16 protein-coding genes and 1 pseudogene are annotated in these 18,414 nt (G+C 29.8%); 4 read left to right on the top strand and 13 right to left on the bottom strand.

Annotation, left to right across the window (positions count from 1 at the left end; genetic code table 11):
- Window positions 1-196: 196 nt before the first annotated feature.
- The 9 genes from RV14_RS06010 to RV14_RS05970 form a co-directional block, all read right to left on the bottom strand.
- Window positions 197-1,084 carry a plasmid recombination protein gene (locus tag RV14_RS06010; RefSeq protein WP_084650314.1) on the bottom strand — a complete coding sequence of 296 codons (888 nt, stop codon included), beginning with the start codon at window positions 1,082-1,084 and terminating at the stop codon, window positions 197-199.
- Window positions 1,085-1,425: 341 nt separating this feature from the next.
- Window positions 1,426-1,932, bottom strand: a complete 507-nt coding sequence (locus RV14_RS06005; protein ID WP_071855388.1) for a hypothetical protein — start codon at window positions 1,930-1,932, stop codon at window positions 1,426-1,428.
- 345 nt (window positions 1,933-2,277) lie between these two features.
- The gene (locus RV14_RS06000; protein WP_071855387.1) at window positions 2,278-2,880 is read right to left on the bottom strand and encodes a hypothetical protein; all 603 of its coding nucleotides are present in this window, start codon (window positions 2,878-2,880) and stop codon (window positions 2,278-2,280) included.
- A gap of 56 nt (window positions 2,881-2,936) precedes the next feature.
- Entirely contained in the window at window positions 2,937-3,287 is a 351-nt protein-coding gene (locus tag RV14_RS05995; protein WP_245785479.1) for an LPXTG cell wall anchor domain-containing protein, read from the bottom strand.
- A 194-nt stretch (window positions 3,288-3,481) separates the two neighbouring features.
- Window positions 3,482-4,969, bottom strand: a complete 1,488-nt coding sequence (locus tag RV14_RS05990; RefSeq protein WP_245785478.1) for an AcpB/EbpR/MafR family transcriptional regulator — start codon at window positions 4,967-4,969, stop codon at window positions 3,482-3,484.
- 394 nt (window positions 4,970-5,363) lie between these two features.
- On the bottom strand, window positions 5,364-6,851 hold the full coding sequence (locus RV14_RS05985) for an AcpB/EbpR/MafR family transcriptional regulator (protein ID WP_071855386.1): 1,488 nt from the start codon (window positions 6,849-6,851) through the stop codon (window positions 5,364-5,366).
- 391 nt (window positions 6,852-7,242) lie between these two features.
- Complete coding sequence (locus RV14_RS05980) at window positions 7,243-8,217, bottom strand: ABC transporter ATP-binding protein (protein WP_071855385.1); 975 nt, start codon at window positions 8,215-8,217, stop codon at window positions 7,243-7,245.
- Window positions 8,214-9,752, bottom strand: a complete 1,539-nt coding sequence (locus RV14_RS05975) for an ABC transporter permease/substrate-binding protein (RefSeq protein ID WP_071855384.1) — start codon at window positions 9,750-9,752, stop codon at window positions 8,214-8,216. Before RV14_RS05975 ends, RV14_RS05980 begins: the two co-directional genes overlap by 4 nt.
- 526 nt (window positions 9,753-10,278) lie before the next feature.
- Window positions 10,279-10,566 (bottom strand): hypothetical protein, encoded by a 288-nt coding sequence (locus RV14_RS05970; RefSeq protein WP_071855383.1) that lies wholly within the window; start codon window positions 10,564-10,566, stop codon window positions 10,279-10,281.
- 127 nt (window positions 10,567-10,693) lie between these two features.
- Between RV14_RS05970 and RV14_RS05965 the strand changes: the two genes are divergently transcribed.
- The gene (locus tag RV14_RS05965; protein WP_071855382.1) at window positions 10,694-11,359 is read left to right on the top strand and encodes a YitT family protein; all 666 of its coding nucleotides are present in this window, start codon (window positions 10,694-10,696) and stop codon (window positions 11,357-11,359) included.
- A 39-nt stretch (window positions 11,360-11,398) separates the two neighbouring features.
- Here RV14_RS05965 and RV14_RS05960 read toward each other — a convergent pair.
- Window positions 11,399-12,353 (bottom strand): annotated as a pseudogene (locus RV14_RS05960) (alcohol dehydrogenase catalytic domain-containing protein).
- Between the two features lie 71 nt (window positions 12,354-12,424).
- Window positions 12,425-13,138, bottom strand: coding sequence for a hypothetical protein (locus RV14_RS05955; RefSeq protein ID WP_071855381.1), 714 nt, complete (start codon window positions 13,136-13,138; stop codon window positions 12,425-12,427).
- Window positions 13,139-13,815: 677 nt separating this feature from the next.
- On the opposite strand from RV14_RS05955, the gene RV14_RS05950 reads away from it, so the two are divergent.
- A complete protein-coding gene (locus RV14_RS05950; protein ID WP_071855380.1) occupies window positions 13,816-15,357 on the top strand; it encodes a polysaccharide deacetylase family protein in 1,542 nt (513 codons plus the stop codon).
- Window positions 15,358-15,695: 338 nt separating this feature from the next.
- Here the strand turns inward: RV14_RS05950 and RV14_RS12675 are convergent, their stop codons facing one another.
- The gene (locus RV14_RS12675) at window positions 15,696-16,085 is read right to left on the bottom strand and encodes a hypothetical protein (protein WP_071855379.1); all 390 of its coding nucleotides are present in this window, start codon (window positions 16,083-16,085) and stop codon (window positions 15,696-15,698) included.
- A 126-nt stretch (window positions 16,086-16,211) separates the two neighbouring features.
- Between RV14_RS12675 and RV14_RS05940 the strand changes: the two genes are divergently transcribed.
- Together RV14_RS05940 and RV14_RS05935 are read left to right on the top strand one after the other, a co-directional pair.
- Window positions 16,212-16,754: a DUF2179 domain-containing protein gene (locus RV14_RS05940; RefSeq protein ID WP_071855378.1), complete on the top strand. Its 543-nt coding sequence runs from the start codon at window positions 16,212-16,214 to the stop codon at window positions 16,752-16,754.
- A 138-nt stretch (window positions 16,755-16,892) separates the two neighbouring features.
- Window positions 16,893-17,519 (top strand): hypothetical protein, encoded by a 627-nt coding sequence (locus RV14_RS05935; RefSeq protein WP_071855377.1) that lies wholly within the window; start codon window positions 16,893-16,895, stop codon window positions 17,517-17,519.
- A 22-nt stretch (window positions 17,520-17,541) separates the two neighbouring features.
- On the opposite strand, the gene RV14_RS05930 is transcribed toward RV14_RS05935, so the two are convergent.
- Window positions 17,542-18,414 carry a DUF1803 domain-containing protein gene (locus RV14_RS05930; RefSeq protein WP_071855376.1) on the bottom strand — a complete coding sequence of 291 codons (873 nt, stop codon included), beginning with the start codon at window positions 18,412-18,414 and terminating at the stop codon, window positions 17,542-17,544.

Here is an 18,414-nt window from a genome sequence, read left to right as displayed (position 1 = left end):
TTCTGGTTAGCTAACGGCTGGTACTAAAAAGAGGCTGGGACAGAAGTGTTTAATTCCGAGAAATAAGAAGGGATACACGTAAATTATTTTTCAAATTTTTGTGAATTTTGGATTATTTCCGAAGGAGTTGCTTCTGCTCCCAACGTTTATTCGTGTTTAGAGCGTGAAGTAAAGAATACTTTTACTTCACGCTCTTTTACATGTAATTTTTAAAATCCATTTTATTCTCATATTTCTCATAAATTTTAAAATTTATACATAGCTGTTTTTCTAATTGTTCAACATTCTTTTCTGTATCTCTTATCACCTTTAGTAAATAACTGTTTTCAGATTTCAATTCCTTCACCAAAGATTCTAAATAATCATTTTCTTTTCTTAAGTCTTCAATTGTTTGTTTCTTCTTTCCTTTTTTACCAAAACAAAATGACTTTATTGAAATCTCGGGTTTTTTCATCTCTATTTCAGAAGGTAAAATCGATTGGTTAATCAGTTTATGATAAAGTTCTTTATATTCTTGATACTGTTCAGTGGATTTTAAATCAATATGTACATTGGAAGTATTTTTTCCAGCAATAGACGTTTTACTTTTTTTAATAACTTTTTCTAATTTATTTAATAATTCTGTTTCTAATTCGCTATTTTTATATTTGGCAATAATATGTGTGGAATTGAGCCGCCCTTCTTTCATTGGTATCAATCCGATATGTAAGTGTGGTTTTTTTTCATCAAAGTGAACATTCGCATAAATGACATTAGACATCCCATAAAAATTCTGGAAAGTCTGAACAACCTGTAAAAAATATAATTTTGTTTCTCTAACAGATAATTTATTTAATGAAGATTCATCGAAAAAAATTTGCCACTCGATCAACACAATCCAATTAGAATGGATCGATTTTTTTGAAGGTAGATGAGTCAAATAACGCCTAATTGTATTTTTGTAACTAATCATTTTCTTATTTAAAACATCATAATTTAAAGAAGTTTTATCAGGAGATACAACTAGCGTTTCAAAAGATTCTCTTTGATTATGTCTTTGCACTTTTTCTAATTCATCGTATCGATAATTCGTTTTTTCTAATATAATCGACTTAATATTTATACCCCCTCACTTTTTTTACCTTAACTGACTCCTTAATTAGATTTTATAAAATATTTCTAAGAAAAACAAACCGATAAATTCCATTTCCTAGGTAATTTTATTGGTTTTACAAGTTATAAAATGAATGATTCATCTCAGATCAGATTTGCTTTCTTCTAAGAAATTATTCTACAACAAAGAATTGTTTTTACCTCAAAAAATAAAAAAAGGATCCTTTGCAAAGGATCCATAATAATTAGTTGATGTAGAGAATCTATTAAAATAAGTGCAAAGCATTTAATAATCTTTTTAGGAAGAAAATTTTAATCAGCATTCACTGATCGTTAACTTATTTTAAGTACACCATCAATAGTGGTTGTATTAATCAATTCTTTTTTATCATATACTTTGTAGTATATTTTTAAGTTATGTGTTCCTGATGAAGGCATGTTTTGAAAAGGAACAGACGCGATACCGTTATTAGGTGGAATCAAACCTGAAACATACAATTTCTTTTTATTCGCCGCTAAATAATACTCTACTTGAATATTATAAGCATTTACTCCAACGTTTCGAATATCAACATTAGCTTTCCCGTCTTTATTCACTTCAATTTCATGCTTCAATAAAATACGCACGTTGTCTTTATCTACTTCTGCTTGCATCTTTTTTAAAAGATCATCATTAGTTAACTGGGAGATATTCTTGTCTACGTCTGGAAGACCAGTAACGACTTGTGGGGGAGATTGATTAAAATAAAAGTATCCACCAACCCCTAATATTAAGAATATTATCGATAAGGTTATAAGGATATATGTGCGTTTTTTTCTTTTGTTTTTTATATGTGCCATTTAAAAAATCTCCCTTTCCAAATTAAATCAAAAACAAATCGTTTATCTTTTGACAAACCGCTCAATTATTTTTAGAAAAAAACATACTCAAGAAATTCTCTCCATTAAAAGTTCTCTTATCAACTAATTTCTATCGTTCCTATGTTTTAAGGATTTGCCGCTATTAGTAGAATTTCAATAATGAAATTCTACTAATAGCTAATAGACTTTAAAAAACTAACTATTTCATTTTTGCTTGAGTGAAAAGACATAAAAGCCAATTCAATTATTTCTATGTGCGAAAGTTTCCTTCATGCAGAAAACTTCCCTAAGTATATGATATAAACAAAATGAAATCAGTTTCTATTAATCTTTTAAAGCGGTAAAATTAAGCGTCATCGTGTAAGTCGGTTTCACTACTTCATCTGCTTTAAAACCTTCAGAAATTTCTCCTTCAAATTTTAACGCTTTACTTTTAGACTTTCCGATAGTCGTTAAATAAGTAGGAGTATTTAAAAATTGTCCTGAAACACTCTGCAGTCGGACACCAGCTTCATTTAATGGCGTGAAAAACAAACTTTGTTTAACACCAGAATTACCAACTTCCACAAAGTTAGATACTTCTACCATAACTCTACGTGCATTAGAATTATTTGTCATAGTATAAAGTGGAGACAAAATTTCTGGAAGTGTTTTTCCATCTTCAGACATTGCATTTGCATAGCGAACCGTTGTTGGTACAGTAATGTCAATATATGATGGATCGTCTGGATCAACCGGTGTCCACTCTCCCACCCAGCCGTTTACAGCAACGTCAGCATTTTCTTCGCCTTTAATTGTTTGCCCAGGTGTAGGGTCTTCTTGACCAGGCTGCCAACCTAATTCTTCTGCACATATGTTCATTGCTCCAATACTTATTCCACCTAATACAACAGATGATAACAGCAGAATATTCGTTAACTTCTTCATTTGATTCTCTCTCCTCACTGAAAATAATTAATAATCATTTCCATAAAAAATAAAATTTAAATTACATATTCTCTTTCTTTCTCTCGATTGACATTAAACAACATTACCAATGAGAAAAGGGACAACATCAGCCCAAGCAACAAGGTATATACTCTCACTTGTTCGCCAGTTTGTGGAAGTTTCGATGAAGAACCTAAATTAGACGGTGGAATCGTTATATTTGGTTTTTCTTTTGTATCTGCGCCATTTCCATTGTTATTTGAGCTGGCATTCCATGGTCCTATCGTTGCTTCGACTCGGATATTCTGTTTGTCTGTGGTTTGTGCATGACAGGTTGTTGTAATGAAAAGGCATAACATTAAAACTCCTGTCAAATAATACATCAATTTTTTAACTTTTCTACTCACCTCCAATTACTTTAACAACGCAGCCTCCACACCTATTATTATGCTCAAACATAAAGAATATTTAAAACCAAGTTTTACCGATAGATTGGTAAATAGGCAGCAGTTCAATACTTAATAAAAATAAGATGTTCCATAACCTAAAGAAATAACAAAGAGTTCATAAAAAAGAAGTACTTTTCCCTTTTGTTCTTCTTTTATAAATCAATCTCTGCATTTATTTTTAGATGATAATAATCCACTAATTTATCAATCACATCCTCATCAAGATAACTAGATATACCAATCGTTGGAATCCCAAAATAATCTGGAAAATAAACATTTGTTAAAAGACAATCAAATTTTTGCAAATACACTTTTTGAATACGAGTAAACGGACTAATAATTTCGATTTTTATATTTTGTCTAAAATAAAATTGAATTTCTTCTTTGAGCATACGCATATGGTCATAGGAGCTGTCTAATAAAAGAGCAACTTTAATACTTGCCTTATTTTTTCTTACTTGAATCCATAACTCTGACCAAGATGTCAATAATTTAAAAATAGATTGATGAATCATTTCATCTAGATAAGAGAAAAATGGATTCCCAAGAGAAAAATAAATATCAAAAAACTCATCCCTTAATGCAGTCACTAAGTCAGGACTCAAACGTAAAGTGTTTTCAAAAAATTCAGTTTTTTTATCATATAAAATATACGTCGGTCGTATACTACTCATTGTTGTCCAATAAATATCATGAATTAATTTATCACGATTGTCACACAGTAAACCAAACTGATCTTCTAAAAGTGTAATTACCTGACCAATTTGTTTTTTTATAAAAACCGAGTCAATATCAATTCCTTCAGAATGAAATCGAGAAGTTGGATTTATCGGTTGGTAAAATTCATAAAACAGCTGTTTTAAATTTTCTTCTTCCATTTCTTCCATATCAAAGATCGTATGTATTTTTTCTACCATGTTTTTTTCATTTACTAAATGAGAAAAACAAAACGGTATTTCATTCGTTTCAATTTTGTATCCTTGTTTTAAACGTACTAAGCAAACGAATAGTTGAAACTTTATATTGCCTAAGAATAAATGATGATCGTTATTAGCCACTGCCCAAACAGTATTTTCTTTTATAAACATTTCAATAATATCTGAAATTAAATTGATTTCTTCTTGTTGAATTAGTTTTTCAGGTAAATGATACTTTTCAGAAAAATAAATTGCAAAAAAATCTCTGATATTCCCTTCATTTCCTATAATTTCAATATGATTTGTAATTTGAAAATCAAAAAAACGTATCTCCTGATTGATTCGATTAATCACTCTAGATACTTGGGTTTCTGAAATATAAAGGATATCACTAAGCTCTTCTTTTGAACTAGCTTTTCTTAAGAAGATTGTTTCAAGCAATGTGTATTCTAAACTATTCTCAAGTATTTTTGAATAGATAAATGACTTAGGAGTAGTTAAATCTTTCTTTAAAATAATACCGGCTCTAAAAGAAGTTTCAATAGATAGCGGTGCAATTATTTCATTGATTTGAGAAAGATCATTGCGAATGGTTTTTTCTGAACTATCAATTTTTTCTGCAAGTTCAGCTGTCGTAATCCATTCTGTTTCCCAAAGGATTTCTAAAATATTTAATTGACGTTTTAAACGTCCATCTAATATTTCTCTCATTTTAGCTTCCATCTCTCCTCTTGTAATAAATATATGAGCTTCCTTTATTTTTAACACACTACTCTCTATAAAAATAACCTTAATATACCTAGCGCTTGGTAAAATACCAATCACCATTTTTGGATTCATCTGTTCATTTGTTATCATATAACTATTTTATTTATACCGATACAGACGTAAAGCAAAAAATAAAAGAGCTAAGATAACATTTGCTATCAAAGCTCTTATCTACATATTTATTGAAAAATAACAAAAAAATACACTATTTAAAAGGAATGCTGACGAAAAAATTACTCTGAATTCAAAAAAATATCGCTACTATGTTTATGTTTATTTCTCCCCATCTGTTAGGAAAATTTCAACTATTTATATTATTATTTTTACTTTCTTTTATGTTTTTTATTGGCTATTGGATCAAAACATTTTTTCGAAATAATTTTAATTCTTCTTTTTTATTTATCAAAAAATGATGTAACTTTTTGATAAACTCTTCACCAAAATAATTAGGTACGCCAATTATTTCAACATCTCCCAATTCATCGCTATTAAACCCATTTGTCAACACACAGTCGTAAAAAACCAATTGGTTAAAAGAAGTTTGCTTTAGAGGTGGTAAAATATCTACTTCATATATATTTCTAAAATGATACTCAATTTCTTCTTTTAACATTTTTAAATGGCCGGATGATACATCTAAAAGCAGAGCTGCTTTTATCTTAACCATTGGTTTACGTATTTCTGCTCGTAAGTCAGGCCATTGTGAGACTAATGTATAAATGGACTGATAAAAAATATTATTTTTATCAGAAGAATGAAGAGATATCCCTTCATAAACTACCGCCAATTTTTCTTTTATACTTAACACAATGTCTTGCCTTTCTTTCATTAATTCTAATACAAAATCTTCTTCCACATTGTTTAAAATAAAAGTAGGTCCTATTGCACGAAAACTATTCCACAAAATGGCTTGGATCAAAATAGCTTGATTCCAACAGTCAATTGTTAGTTCTTTACGAATAGTTGAAATCATTTTTTCAAGCCTAATTTTTAAAGTAGCTTGGCTAACTCCCATTTGAAACCATTTTTTGCTTAAATCAATCGGTGCATGAAAATACTCAAATAAATTATATAAAATTTTATCCGACAAAGTTATGCCAAAAATAGATTGCCACTGCTTTTTTAGATTTTCGTCTTCTGTAATCATCGAGTAGCAAAAGTAGCTTTTTTCTTGTTGAAAAAAAGCGCCAGCTTTACACCGATAGGCTGCTACCCATATTCTCATACGCAATTTATTTAATAAAAAATGATAGTGATCCTCTGTAATTAATTGACTTTTATTTTGCGTATAAAATTTATTAAGCACCGTATCGATCAATTTAAATTCTTCTTTTTTAAAGAAAAAATCAGGTGTAAGGTATTTTTCATAAATCAAGCTAGAAAAAAATTTTCGGATGTTTCGTTCATTGCCAATAATTTTCAAATTATTTGTGATTCTTATATCGTATTTTTTTAAAAAAATATTCAATTTTTTATGTAGGCGATTTAATTGTGTTTCAGAAATAAATAATTGATCACATAACTCACCTTTGGAAATTTCAGAATCTATAAAGATAGTTTCAAGCATCTGACATTCAACACTTTTTTGCAAAAAAAGTGAATAAAGATATGCTTTAGAAATTCCTAAATCTTTATTTAAATACACTCCGTATTTATATGACGTTTCTATTTTTAAGGGTTCGATTATTTCATTTAACTGTTTGATATCTGTACGAATCGTTTTTTCCCCACCGCCAATTTCTTTGACGATTTCTGAAACCGTAAGCCATTCATTTTCCCATAATAATTCTAGTAAAGACAGTTGTCTCGCACTTTGTTTATTGAGTAATCGTTTCATTTCTCCCTCCTAATTATCCATTTTTTAAACCTAGTTTTTTCTTATACTATTAATTTTAAAACACTAAAATACGTATGTCTACCTTCTTATTAAAATATACGTATAAATATATTAAAAAATTTATAGATTATTTTTAATTATATAGCGTTTGTCAACAATTACTAGAGATTTGGATCAAAAAATGCTTAAATTTGAGACTTTCTTTACAAGACTCAAATTTAAGCGTTCTTCTTTTTTACCGATTTTATTTTTCAAAAAATGAATAAAGAAAAATTGTTACCAAATAAATCATGAATTTCAAAATAAAATTTTGCGAATCGTTTTCATTGGACGTAAAGAGTTTACTTTTTTGCCTAACTACTAAAATACCCATCTAGCGATTCACCATGTTTCATTTATTTTTTATATTTTTCTTCTTCATTTTGCTTCTTGTTAAAAATATAAATATATCTTCTCTAGTAATTTTCCCCATGACTTTTTCGTTTTCTTGCACATTAACTGCTGCATGTTTGATTAATATTTCATACACTTCTTGTAAAGGCGTATTTAAATGAACATTTGGCTGATTTGATCGTTGCTGTACTTTTGAATAACAATTAGCCATTATGATTTCTTTAACTGTTTCTTGATATGCTTGTCTTGTGTCATCAAAAAAACTATGGACAAATTCATTTTTAGGATGGGCCAATAATTGTTCAGGACGATCACACTGAACAAGTTTCCCCTCTTTCATTACAGCAATTTTATCTCCTAATTTAATGGCTTCATTCATATGATGGGTTACAAATACAATTGTCATTCCTAATTCTTGATGCAAAGATAATACAAGTTCTTGTAAAGAAGTCCGAGATAATGGATCTAATGCGCTGAAAGGTTCATCCATCAAAATGACTTCTGGATTAGCCACTAAGGCTCGGACAATTCCGACTCTTTGCTGCTCTCCTCCTGATAATTCTTGAGGCATTCTATTACGATAGCTTGCTGGATCGAGTCCTACTTTTTCAAGCAATTGATCTGCTGCGTGCTCACGTTTTTTTCTTTCCCAACCGAGCATTTCTGGAATCACTTCAATATTTTGTTTGACCGTCATGTTTGGAAAAAGAGCAATTTGTTGCAGCACGTATCCCATATTCCATCTCATTTTTTGCAGATTGTATTCTGTCAATGATTTCCCTTTAAATAACACTTCTCCAGCACTTGGCTGAAAAAGACCATTAATCATTTTTAGCGAGGTCGTTTTCCCGCTTCCAGAAGGACCTACCAATACAAAAATTTCTCCTTTTGTAATTGACAAATTTAGTTCTTTAATTGCATATTTTTCCCCATATTTTTTTTGAACTCGCTTAAATTCAATGAAACTGCTCATTTACTTTCCTCCTTCAATAGCCCTTCTTTTATCAAAAAGGTATGTGCAACTTTTGCAGGTGATTGTTTTTTTACGTTCACTAAATAGTTCATTTCAATCATTTGTTTTTCTGTGATTTTCCCTGAAAGCTTAGCCAAAGATTTCACGACTTCTGGATGTTTTTTGGCAAAATTAGTTGTCATTAAAGGTGCTCCTTGATAGTCGGGGAATAATTCACGATCATCTTTTAAAGTAACAAGCTCATATTGCCTTAGCTCACTATCAGTTGAATACGCATCCACAATCATCACTTCTTCATGATTAATTGCTTGATAACGTAAACTCGGTTCCATACTTTTAACACTTGAAAATTGGAGGTGATATCGTTTTTGTATCCCTTTATAGCCATCTTCTCGGTCGATAAATTCCAACGTAAAGCCGGCTTTAATTTGCTCTTGCACCTTGGCTAAATCAGAAATTGTTTTCAGATCATGTTCTTTTGCAAAAGTTTTTTTTACTGCCAAAGTATAGGTATTTTGATAAGCCATTGGAGGTAAAAAGTTCATATTATATTGCTCATTTAATAATAAATTGGCTTGCTTATATGTTTCTTTCTTACTCAATTTCTTGTCTTTTAAAGAATCAGGTACCTTTACTAAACTTTCTAATACGGTTCCCGTGAACTCAGGATAAAGATCAATTTGTTGATTCTTTAATGCACTAAAAAGAAAACTAGTTTTACCAAAATTTGGTTTTAATTTCACTTTATTGTTGGTATCATTTTCAATTAACTCTTTATACATTTGAATTAAGATTTCCGGTTCAGAACCAAGTTTACCAGCTATTGTAATCTTTTCTTCTTTAAAGAAACTACTTTGATACAAAGAAGTTCCTCCGATTCCAAAAAGAAGAACGAACAATGTAATCACCGTATATCTAGGTTTCAATTGTTGAAGAAGACGGATCAAGCTGCTAAAAACAATGGCTAATAAAGCTGAACTAATGGCGCCAATGAAAGTCAAAACTGGAGTATTTCGATCAATCCCCAATAAGATAAATGTCCCTAACCCTCCAGCACCAATCAAAGCTGCTAATGTAGCAGTTCCAATAATCAATACGAGTGCTGTACGAATTCCTGAAATGATCACAGGCAGCGCAATAGGCAATTCAACTTTAATTAAACGTCGCATTCTCGACATGCCAAACGCCTCTGCTGCTTCTTCAATTGATGGATCAATTTCACTAAGACCGATATACGTATTTTGAAAAATCGGTAAAAGTGCATAAATAATTAAAGCAAGAAGTGCTGGCATCGTTCCAATTCCGATAAAGGGAATCAACAGACCTAATAATGCTAAAGAGGGGATCGTTTGAAAGACACCCGTTATTTGGAGTAAAACTTCTGCCATCTTCTTATGATTTGCCGCCCAGATAGCTAAGGGGACTGCCAGAATGATAGCCATTAATAAGGCAAGAAGAGAAAGAAAGAGATGTTGAAAAGCAGCTGATAGTAGTTCTTCTTTTCTTTCACTAAGTGTTTGAACAAAATTATTCATAAGACCTTCCTTTCTATATTTAAGATTTAAGTATAAACATAGTTTAAATAATTCCCAACTAAGTTGTCTTAAGTTATTAAAATACTGACGTTCTTTCAATTTATAAAGTCACAGCGTACATAAAGTTCAAAAGAATTTTTAAATGATAGAAAAAACATTTATTCTTTAAATACTAATACCTCTCAAAATTATTTACATACGTATTAAATTTCCTAAACTTTTTAAGAAAATGTTGACTCAACGTATATTTTCTTACCCTTTTTTAAATCTAGAATTTATAAAAAAATACACATCTTCTGAATTCAATCAAAAGATGTGTCACTTATGCTTAATAAAAAACAGCCAGTAAAGTAGAAATCTCGTGGGGGAGATGTTTTTTACTGGCTTGCTCATTAGTTATTATACTGTAAGTTAGATGCATTTGAAAAAAAAATAATAAATGATGGTTTTAGACTCATAACTGTCAAATTTTGCACTTATTTTTTAATTTTTTCTAAAATTAAATGAAACTTTTTGTTTATTAAATTTAAATAAACCATTGATCCCCAGTTTCTTTCAGTCCATATAAAGGATGAATTTGTTGCTCTTTTTGATAAAAAAGGTCTTTTTCACGATTTTTCATTAAAAAAAGTAATAATTTTTTTATCGACATAGGCGGTTCCTTTTGTTCAAAAACAAATACACACTGATTTTTTTCATTTAAATAAATACTTGTCAACGGTTGTACCTTTTCATGGTTGCTTAAACAAATTCTTTTATATTCTACTTTAGTCGGTGAATTAATCATAAGAGTTAATAAATCTGCTGCTCGCATGTAGCCTCCTTTGTTTTTTAAGCATTCAATTTTTAGGAAAAATATTTTTGCTCTCCTATTGAAGATTATTCCTCAATCAGTATAATAAAGAAGTTACTGAAAATTTTCAAAAGAAAAGAGGATCAAAATGAAAAAACTAAACATATTGAATAATTTAGTTGGAATAGTCTTGGGTGCTGCAATTTATGCGCTGGCGGTCACTGGAATAAATGTTCCTGCTAAATTAGCAGATGGCGGCGTGACAGGAATTGCACTTTTGCTTAATCACTTATTTGGTTTTGCGCCATCCATGACCTCCCTTCTTTTTAATCTGCCTTTACTAATTGTTTCTTTATTTATTTTTGGAAAACAGGCATTTCTTCGCACCATTATTGGAACATTTGCTTTAATTTTCTTTTTACATTTATGGGAAGAAATGCATATTCATTTTGCTGTGCAAAACCTACTAATTAATAGTGTAATGACAGGGATCTTATCTGGTATTGGCTGCGGTCTCGTTTTTCGCTTTGAAGGTAGTACTGGTGGCACAGATATCCTTTATCAAGTATTTGAAAAGTACTTTCATATCAAAATTGGAAAGAGTTTGTTTCTAATTACCCTCGCTATTTTAATTATTTCTTTATTGTACTTGGATCTCACACATTTTATCTATACCTTAATTAGTTGTTCAATTTTAGCTTATACCTTAAATAAAGTAAAATACTTAGAAATGACCAACAAATTTCACTTCTTTTCTTCTACAAGAGGGAAAAAAACAGTTAAATTTTTTGATTCTACCAAGCAACTTGAATAGCCCTGCTTACTGACTGAAAAGCGACTTCATACATTTCAGTCAGTATTTTTTTTTACAAAAAGAAGTAAAACCACCAGAAATAACAACTTTTCCACATACTCTTTCTGATTCTACTTCTTGAGTTGTCTGTTTTCACGTTTCAACGGTTATTCCTTCTTTGTATACCTTTCCTAATATGTTATGAAGCTTATTTTCTTCAAGCAATTTTATCACAGCAGACAGATTTTTAAATTTTGAGATGTTGATGGGCTCTTCTCCCTCGATAATCATACCATTTTCTCCCAATGATTGAATAATTTCTATAAGCTGTGTTAGATAGGGACGAATATCATGTAAAACAGCGACAGTATTGACTATTTCTATTCCCGCTTTTTCTAGTTGTGGCTTTAGCTTTTGATGATGATCAATGGGATAGTCTACTCCATTTTGTTTTAACCAGTCAAAATTTCTTGGACTTGCAGTCGAAACAACTTCTAAGCCACTCCATTTTACAAGATGGATTAAAATAGAGCTAGGGGTGCAGGCTCCATTGATCACAAGTATTTTTTTAATGTTACCCAATTCGTTTGGTATAAATTGACATTTTTCAAATAAAAGTTCATAAGTAGTGAGCGCAGTTAAAGGCAAGGCTGCACAAGCTTCATCTGATAAATGAATGAGAACTTTTGCTGCAATTCGTTCATCAACTAATTGAAATGCTTGATTGCTTCCTGAACGCTTTGTAGTTCCTGCATAATAAACACGATCACCTATTTCAAAGTTTTTAACCTCGGAACCTTTTGCTGCCACGTTTCCTACAGCATCAAATCCTAAGACTATTAGCGTATTCTTCTTTACAACTTTTTTCTTAACATTATATCTATAGGATTCACTAATATTGCGGAAATTTTTACTAATAAATCTTTATTTTTAGGTAGAGGATTTTCTGTAGTTTCTTCTAAAAAAATGCGCTTATTTGCAATAGTAGCCCTTCATAAAAACCAATTCGTTTCATCTGTTTACTCAATTATTTTTCCTGCTTCCTTTTTTGAGTCTAACTGATGAAAGAAAAATTCAGGCTGTTTCTTATTTAAAATAACTATTTTCTCCCAAAGAATTCTCTTGTTCTTCAATCAGACCTTGTAATGATCTCTCTAAAACACCGTGATTTTTTTCTTTTTTTCTTTGATTAGGTGATTTTTTTTCGGATTTATTTCCTAATTTTACAGAAGTTTTTTCAATTTTTTTCTCTTGATAAGGTATTGAATCATCGTCAAATAACAAATAAGAATCTTTTGTCTTTTTCATGGAATGAATTAATTCATCATCTGAAATATTTTGTATTTTTGGTTCTGGAATTATAGAAGCTGGTACATACTTAGGAACAAAATAAGAACGATTACGAATAGTATTTCTACAATTTTTTCTATATACTAGACTATCCAAAGATTTCTCTTGACTATTATATTTTGATGACGATTTGCTTATTTTAATAGATGTAGGAGTCGTTTTTCTATCCTTATAATAATTAGGTAAATTCTCTTTATGTTGCACTAAAATTTCTTTTTGAACAGATGTTTTTTTTGTATTTCGAAGATTTTGACGCTTTCGTTGTTCTTTCACAGAACACTCGCCAAAATGAAATTCCTGCATTTGCTCAAATAAGGGCTGTTTGTTCATTTCATTCATTAAATCATCATGCCCCTCAAATAAAATTCGTCTTTGATTTTTTTTTAGCTTTACCCCACTTTTGTCGTCATAAGCCGGAAAACGAAAATGTTTTCGTCTAATTTCTTTCATTTAAATCATCCTTCTCATCAATGAAACTTTTCTCAATCATAGCACACTTTGCTCGTTTACCATAGTAACCACTATCAACTTTCACTTCTTTGCTGTTCATTAAAAAAGTCCCGTTTTACATAAATACTACAAATTCATTATTATAGATAAAACTGACACCTCCCAATAATTTATATTTTTGATAAAATTTTTTATATTGAAAAGGACTACGTTGATTAAAAACTTACTACACAATAAACTCTATCTTCAACCTACTATAGAAATGAAAAAATATTTTATTTATTATAACCTTATAAAATTCTTTCACTATCGTTTATTTCTAGCTCTTTTATCATTATATTAAAAATCACTGACACTTTTTTTAGTATACCAATCCAAAATATCTTCTTTCTATCACAGCAACAGATCATCTCATCTGAACATTCAACAGAAACTTTAGTAATGTAAGTTTAGTCATTTCAAATCTCGGATTTTTTTAAATAAAATATTTAAAAAAATTAAGCTTTACGAATCGAATAATAACGCAATCAATAAGAAATATAGAGATTGGATGATATCATTTCCTTGAAAGAAAAAGTTGGATAAAAAATTTTTACATTTTTCTTTAAATCTTCTAAGAAAACTCCTTATAAGAGACATTTCATCTACTTTGTAATAACAGTTGGAGGAAAAACTATATGCCTGATAAAAAAACCTATGTACGTCGTAGTCAACGTCATAAACAAACCCTTAATACTTATAAAAAATCGGATCAACTAAATGATACAGTATCAAAAGAACGCACAAAAGCAAAAATGACAAAGAGAAATTTAGCTTATAGAAAGTACATCTTCTCATTACTTATTGCACTTACTCTAATAATCATTGCTACAGGTGGTTATATTATCTACACATTAAAACAACAAGAAGCAAAAGCCCACGCAAAATATGAAGTCGCTACAAAGGAACTGATTGCCTCAATACAAAAGGAACAAGAGCAAAATGGCATTTCTGTAAAAATAGACACCGTAAGTGACGGAAAAAATAAATGTCTAATTTACTCTCCAAGTAACGAAAATAATATTCCTTTTAAAAATGTGAACCAAACACTAAAAAAACTAGCACAAAAGCAACATAGTAAACATAACAAAAAAGAGGTTCTTACAATTGCAAAAATAAAAATAACGACAATTTCTTCGAAAGCTGAAAATTATCAAATTGAAGCAATTAGTTTCGTCTGGGATCGTAATAAAGAACATTTTCATAAATCAGATAGCATTTCAGAGAAATCTATTTATGTTTCTAAAAAAACTGGCAAAGAAATTACAACTAGAGATTTGATTCCAGATGAAGAAGGTCTTTTAGGCATTCAACAAGTGATTCAACAAACAATACTCAATAATACAAAAGAACCAGAAAAAATCATTGATGCTGTTTTAACTATGGATCGAATTTCTTACGACAATAAGATGACTTACACTCCTACTGAACTAACAATCAACTTAAAAAAAAATAAAACTGGAACGACGAAAGTCACTTTAAAATACAAAGATATTGCTCCATTCATCAATACAGAACTTGTTTCTTCTGAAAGTATAAAAGATGCATTTCCTACATTAAATAAAAATAAAAAATATGTTGCTCTTACCTTTGATGATGGCCCTAATAATAGCTCAACACTTGATTTATTAAATATATTAAAAAAAGAGAATGTCAAAGCTACCTTCTTTATGTTAGGACAGATGGTCGAACAAAATCCTCACGTTGCAAAACAAGTACATGAAGAAGGACATGAAATTGCAAGTCACTCCTATTCTCATCCACAATTGAATACGCTGCCTAAAGACAGCTTACAAAATGAGATAAATAAAACAAACAAAGCAATTTTCAAAGCAACGGGAGTATTACCTCAGAATATCCGTCCTCCTTATGGTGCAATTGATAAAAGTAGTGCAGAAACAATTGGCATGCCAATTGTTCAATGGGCTATTGATTCACAAGATTGGAAACTAAGAAATTCTGATGCAACAATTAAAAATATTCTCAACCAACCTATCTATAATGGTGCAATCATTTTACTTCACGATATCCATCGGGAATCTGTAATAGCTGTACCGAGATTGATCACTATATTAAAAAATAAAGGATATGAATTTGTGACGATCAATCAGCTCTTGTCAGGAAAACAAAAACCATTGTATCAATATTTTGGTATGAATGACAAAAGAATCGTAGATTAAAAGACTGTCCAAAAACTTTTTAATTTTTGCCATTTAAAAATCAACTAAAATTTATAAACAGTATCTTTTTTAAATGGCAAAACTTTTCTATTTCTTTAACACCCTCATTAAATTCACCTATTTTTCAAACCATTTTAAAAACTAAGCAAAAAAATCCAAGCAACTGTTTATTTTACTCGTTGTTTTACTACGATTTATTGTTCATAGTTTATACATAAAATTGTTTACCAATATACAAGTTCTTTATCGTAAATTGTAACCATTAATAGCTATAGAAAATTTTCCCTTCATACATTTAATACTACTTCTAATAACAATTAATTAAACTCTTTGATTAGCTATTCATTTATCTTCATCAAAATAAGTGAACGGAATAATTCCCATGTGCTAATGATTATTTGAAATAAACTGATTACGCCAAAAAAAATCCAAAACGCATTGATTGCTTTTGAAAATAAAAGGAGCCCACAAATTCCCACCAATCCTAAGCTTAGCGAGAGTAACGGGGAAATAGAGAAATTCAAAAAGCTTGCAATGCTTCCAAAAATATTCCCTATAAATATAATAGAAAATAGAAGAATACTTAAAATTAAGCTATCTGTCAACGAAATTGAAAAGATAATAGAATTGGCTACAATAGGCTGTTGAATAGAATATAAATCTAAATAGCTGCAAATGACAATACTTAGAATATGAGTAATTCCTATCGTGTAGTTTGTTGTTTTCATATGTCTCACCAACTTTCTTTATAATCTAATTATAATCTTTTTATCATTTTTTAAAACAAAAGAAGACTTATATTTTAATTTTTTCTGATATCATTAAATGGAAGTAATAGAAAAGGAGTATATTATATGATTAATATTCAAATGTTAGGTACGATTTTTCTTATTAATTTTGCCTATATCACCTTAAATACCCTCAGATTTATGTTAACGATGAAAGGATACCGCCTAATTGCGCCATTAGTTAGTATGGTAGAAATCATCATTTATATCGTTGGTTTATCGCTAGTGCTAGATCGTTTAGATAATCCTTTAAACTTATTTGTTTACGCATTAGGTTATGCTACAGGAATTAGCGTAGGAATAGTCATCGAAGACAAATTAGCCCTTGGTTATATTATGGTCACAAGTATTTTGCCAGCAAATAGTCCAGTAGATCAAAATCTTCCCAATATTTTGAGACAACATGGTTACGGTGTGACTCAAAGTGCCGCTCAAGGATTAGAAGGAGAACGAGTGATTTTAGAAATACTCTCTCCTCGTAAAAATGAAAGAGAACTTTACCATTTAATCAAGAAAATAGAGCCACACGCTTTCATCATCTCTTACGAACCAAAATATATTTCTGGAGGTTTTTGGACAAAAAAAGTACGGAAACGTCAGTCCACATAATTTTTTATACAAATCTAAAAAATGAAATTTATATTAAAAAATATCTATTTATTATTATTTTTATTAAAAAATATCGACTTTTACTCATTAATTTGTTATCATATATCATTATTACTATTATTTTGATCAGGAGAACCTATGGAAACAAAACAAAAAACCATGATATTTTTACTCGTCGGAACTATTTTTGCTTTATTGACACTCTTTTTATTTTTTTGCTATTCTTATTTTCGAGTCTCTAATACACCATGTAATTCCTTCGGCTGGTTGCTATGGGATCATTCAAGCCTAAATAAGTGGGATGAAAGTCAATTTTTATTAACACTTTCATTATTTTTCGGCTTTATTTTTTCATTATCTTTTAGAGTCGTGATGATGGATCAATTACCTACAATGATGAATGAAGCTACCATTATTTTGATCATACTAAAATCATTGTCTTTATTCACTGCTCTATTTTATTCATTTAATCAAAACTCGCTATTCTTTTTTATTCTAAATGGCTTAGTTGTCATTTTATCTATTTTCACCTATTTTATTTTTTCTTTGCTATTCAAAAAATTACGCCTATCATTTTTTACATCAGTCGTTCCATTTTTTTGTTTTGGCTATAGTGTTTTTTCTTTTCTTATCCTTGCATTAGCGCCATCTTTTGATCCCGCCTACATTCAAATAACAAGTAATGTATTAGAACTGCTGTTTATTTTATATCTCGGATATATGATGTGGAAGATAAAAAAAACAGTTCAAGACAGAATTATTTAAATGTCTTGAACTGTTTTTTATTTTATATTTTACGTATATAAGAAACATCTGACAGTGAAAGTTCTTTAAATAATTGCTCATACACACTTCTTTTTATGTATGCATTTTCTGCAGCTGTTCGGTTTAATTTTATTTTTGGAAAATCCTTTGTTTTTTTTGGTGCATCAATTAATGGGATTGCTAATTGATAGCCTTCTTCAGGAGCAATGCTTTTAATTGTATTGGTAAGGATTAAAGAATCAAAAAAGATGCTTGGACGTCGTTTTTTATATTTTTTAGCTTGAATGTGCTCAATTATTACTTCTACTTGATCGAAATAATACATTTCATTAACATCTCCAATTAGATGAGCTAAATTTAAAAATTTGGGTGGCAGTGGAAATTGTTTTTTTTGTAAGTAAAAATAATTGGCAAGAGAAAAAGGCAAAGTTGTTTGACTGTTTAAAGAGACAAATTGATAGGTCTTATTACCAGATACTTGTTTATTTATTGAAGTAAAATCTACAGTTGTTCCATAGAAATAATCTGCTTCTTCTTCAAAACATGCACGCCAAATTTCTTCTCCCATAACGTATTGTCTTTCTTCTTGTTTCATAGGAAGTAACCATTGCAAAATAAGCGCTACATTTTTCTTAATTTCTTCTTGAAATTCACCTTCATCAAATATCGAAAAATTTAAACTATACCGTCGATTGTTGCGAATTAATAATTTTTCTGTAATAAGGTCTTCTATAAAAGACTCGATCTTTTGATTAGAAAACGCTTTTTTTAAGTCTCTTAAGATAACGTCCTCGTTTTGGTGTTGCTGCATATAAGCAATGAATAATGAGAAAAACGAGTGTTTAACTAATTTTTCGATTGACTTTTGTTTATTTTTTGAATAAAAATAGTTCAT

It is taken from the genome of Enterococcus ratti (assembly GCF_001886195.1).
Classification (GTDB): Bacteria; Bacillota; Bacilli; order Lactobacillales; family Enterococcaceae; genus Enterococcus_B; species Enterococcus_B ratti.
The sequence above is the reverse complement of the archived record's forward strand: the minus strand, read 5'-3'. Positions and strand labels throughout refer to the sequence as shown.

Coding starts and splice junctions, on each gene's coding strand:
- RV14_RS05940 (WP_071855378.1), top strand. CDS start 16,212: ATGATTAATATTCAAATGTTAGGTACGATTTTTCTTATTAATTTTGCC.
- RV14_RS05985 (WP_071855386.1), bottom strand. CDS start 6,851: ATGAAACGATTACTCAATAAACAAAGTGCGAGACAACTGTCTTTACTA.
- RV14_RS05955 (WP_071855381.1), bottom strand. CDS start 13,138: ATGAAAGAAATTAGACGAAAACATTTTCGTTTTCCGGCTTATGACGAC.
- RV14_RS06005 (WP_071855388.1), bottom strand. CDS start 1,932: ATGGCACATATAAAAAACAAAAGAAAAAAACGCACATATATCCTTATA.
- RV14_RS05950 (WP_071855380.1), top strand. CDS start 13,816: ATGCCTGATAAAAAAACCTATGTACGTCGTAGTCAACGTCATAAACAA.
- RV14_RS05930 (WP_071855376.1), bottom strand. CDS start 18,414: ATGAACTATTTTTATTCAAAAAATAAACAAAAGTCAATCGAAAAATTA.
- RV14_RS05965 (WP_071855382.1), top strand. CDS start 10,694: ATGAAAAAACTAAACATATTGAATAATTTAGTTGGAATAGTCTTGGGT.
- RV14_RS05935 (WP_071855377.1), top strand. CDS start 16,893: ATGGAAACAAAACAAAAAACCATGATATTTTTACTCGTCGGAACTATT.
- RV14_RS05980 (WP_071855385.1), bottom strand. CDS start 8,217: ATGAGCAGTTTCATTGAATTTAAGCGAGTTCAAAAAAAATATGGGGAA.
- RV14_RS06000 (WP_071855387.1), bottom strand. CDS start 2,880: ATGAAGAAGTTAACGAATATTCTGCTGTTATCATCTGTTGTATTAGGT.
- RV14_RS05990 (WP_245785478.1), bottom strand. CDS start 4,969: ATGGAAGCTAAAATGAGAGAAATATTAGATGGACGTTTAAAACGTCAA.
- RV14_RS12675 (WP_071855379.1), bottom strand. CDS start 16,085: ATGAAAACAACAAACTACACGATAGGAATTACTCATATTCTAAGTATT.
- RV14_RS05970 (WP_071855383.1), bottom strand. CDS start 10,566: ATGCGAGCAGCAGATTTATTAACTCTTATGATTAATTCACCGACTAAA.
- RV14_RS05975 (WP_071855384.1), bottom strand. CDS start 9,752: ATGAATAATTTTGTTCAAACACTTAGTGAAAGAAAAGAAGAACTACTA.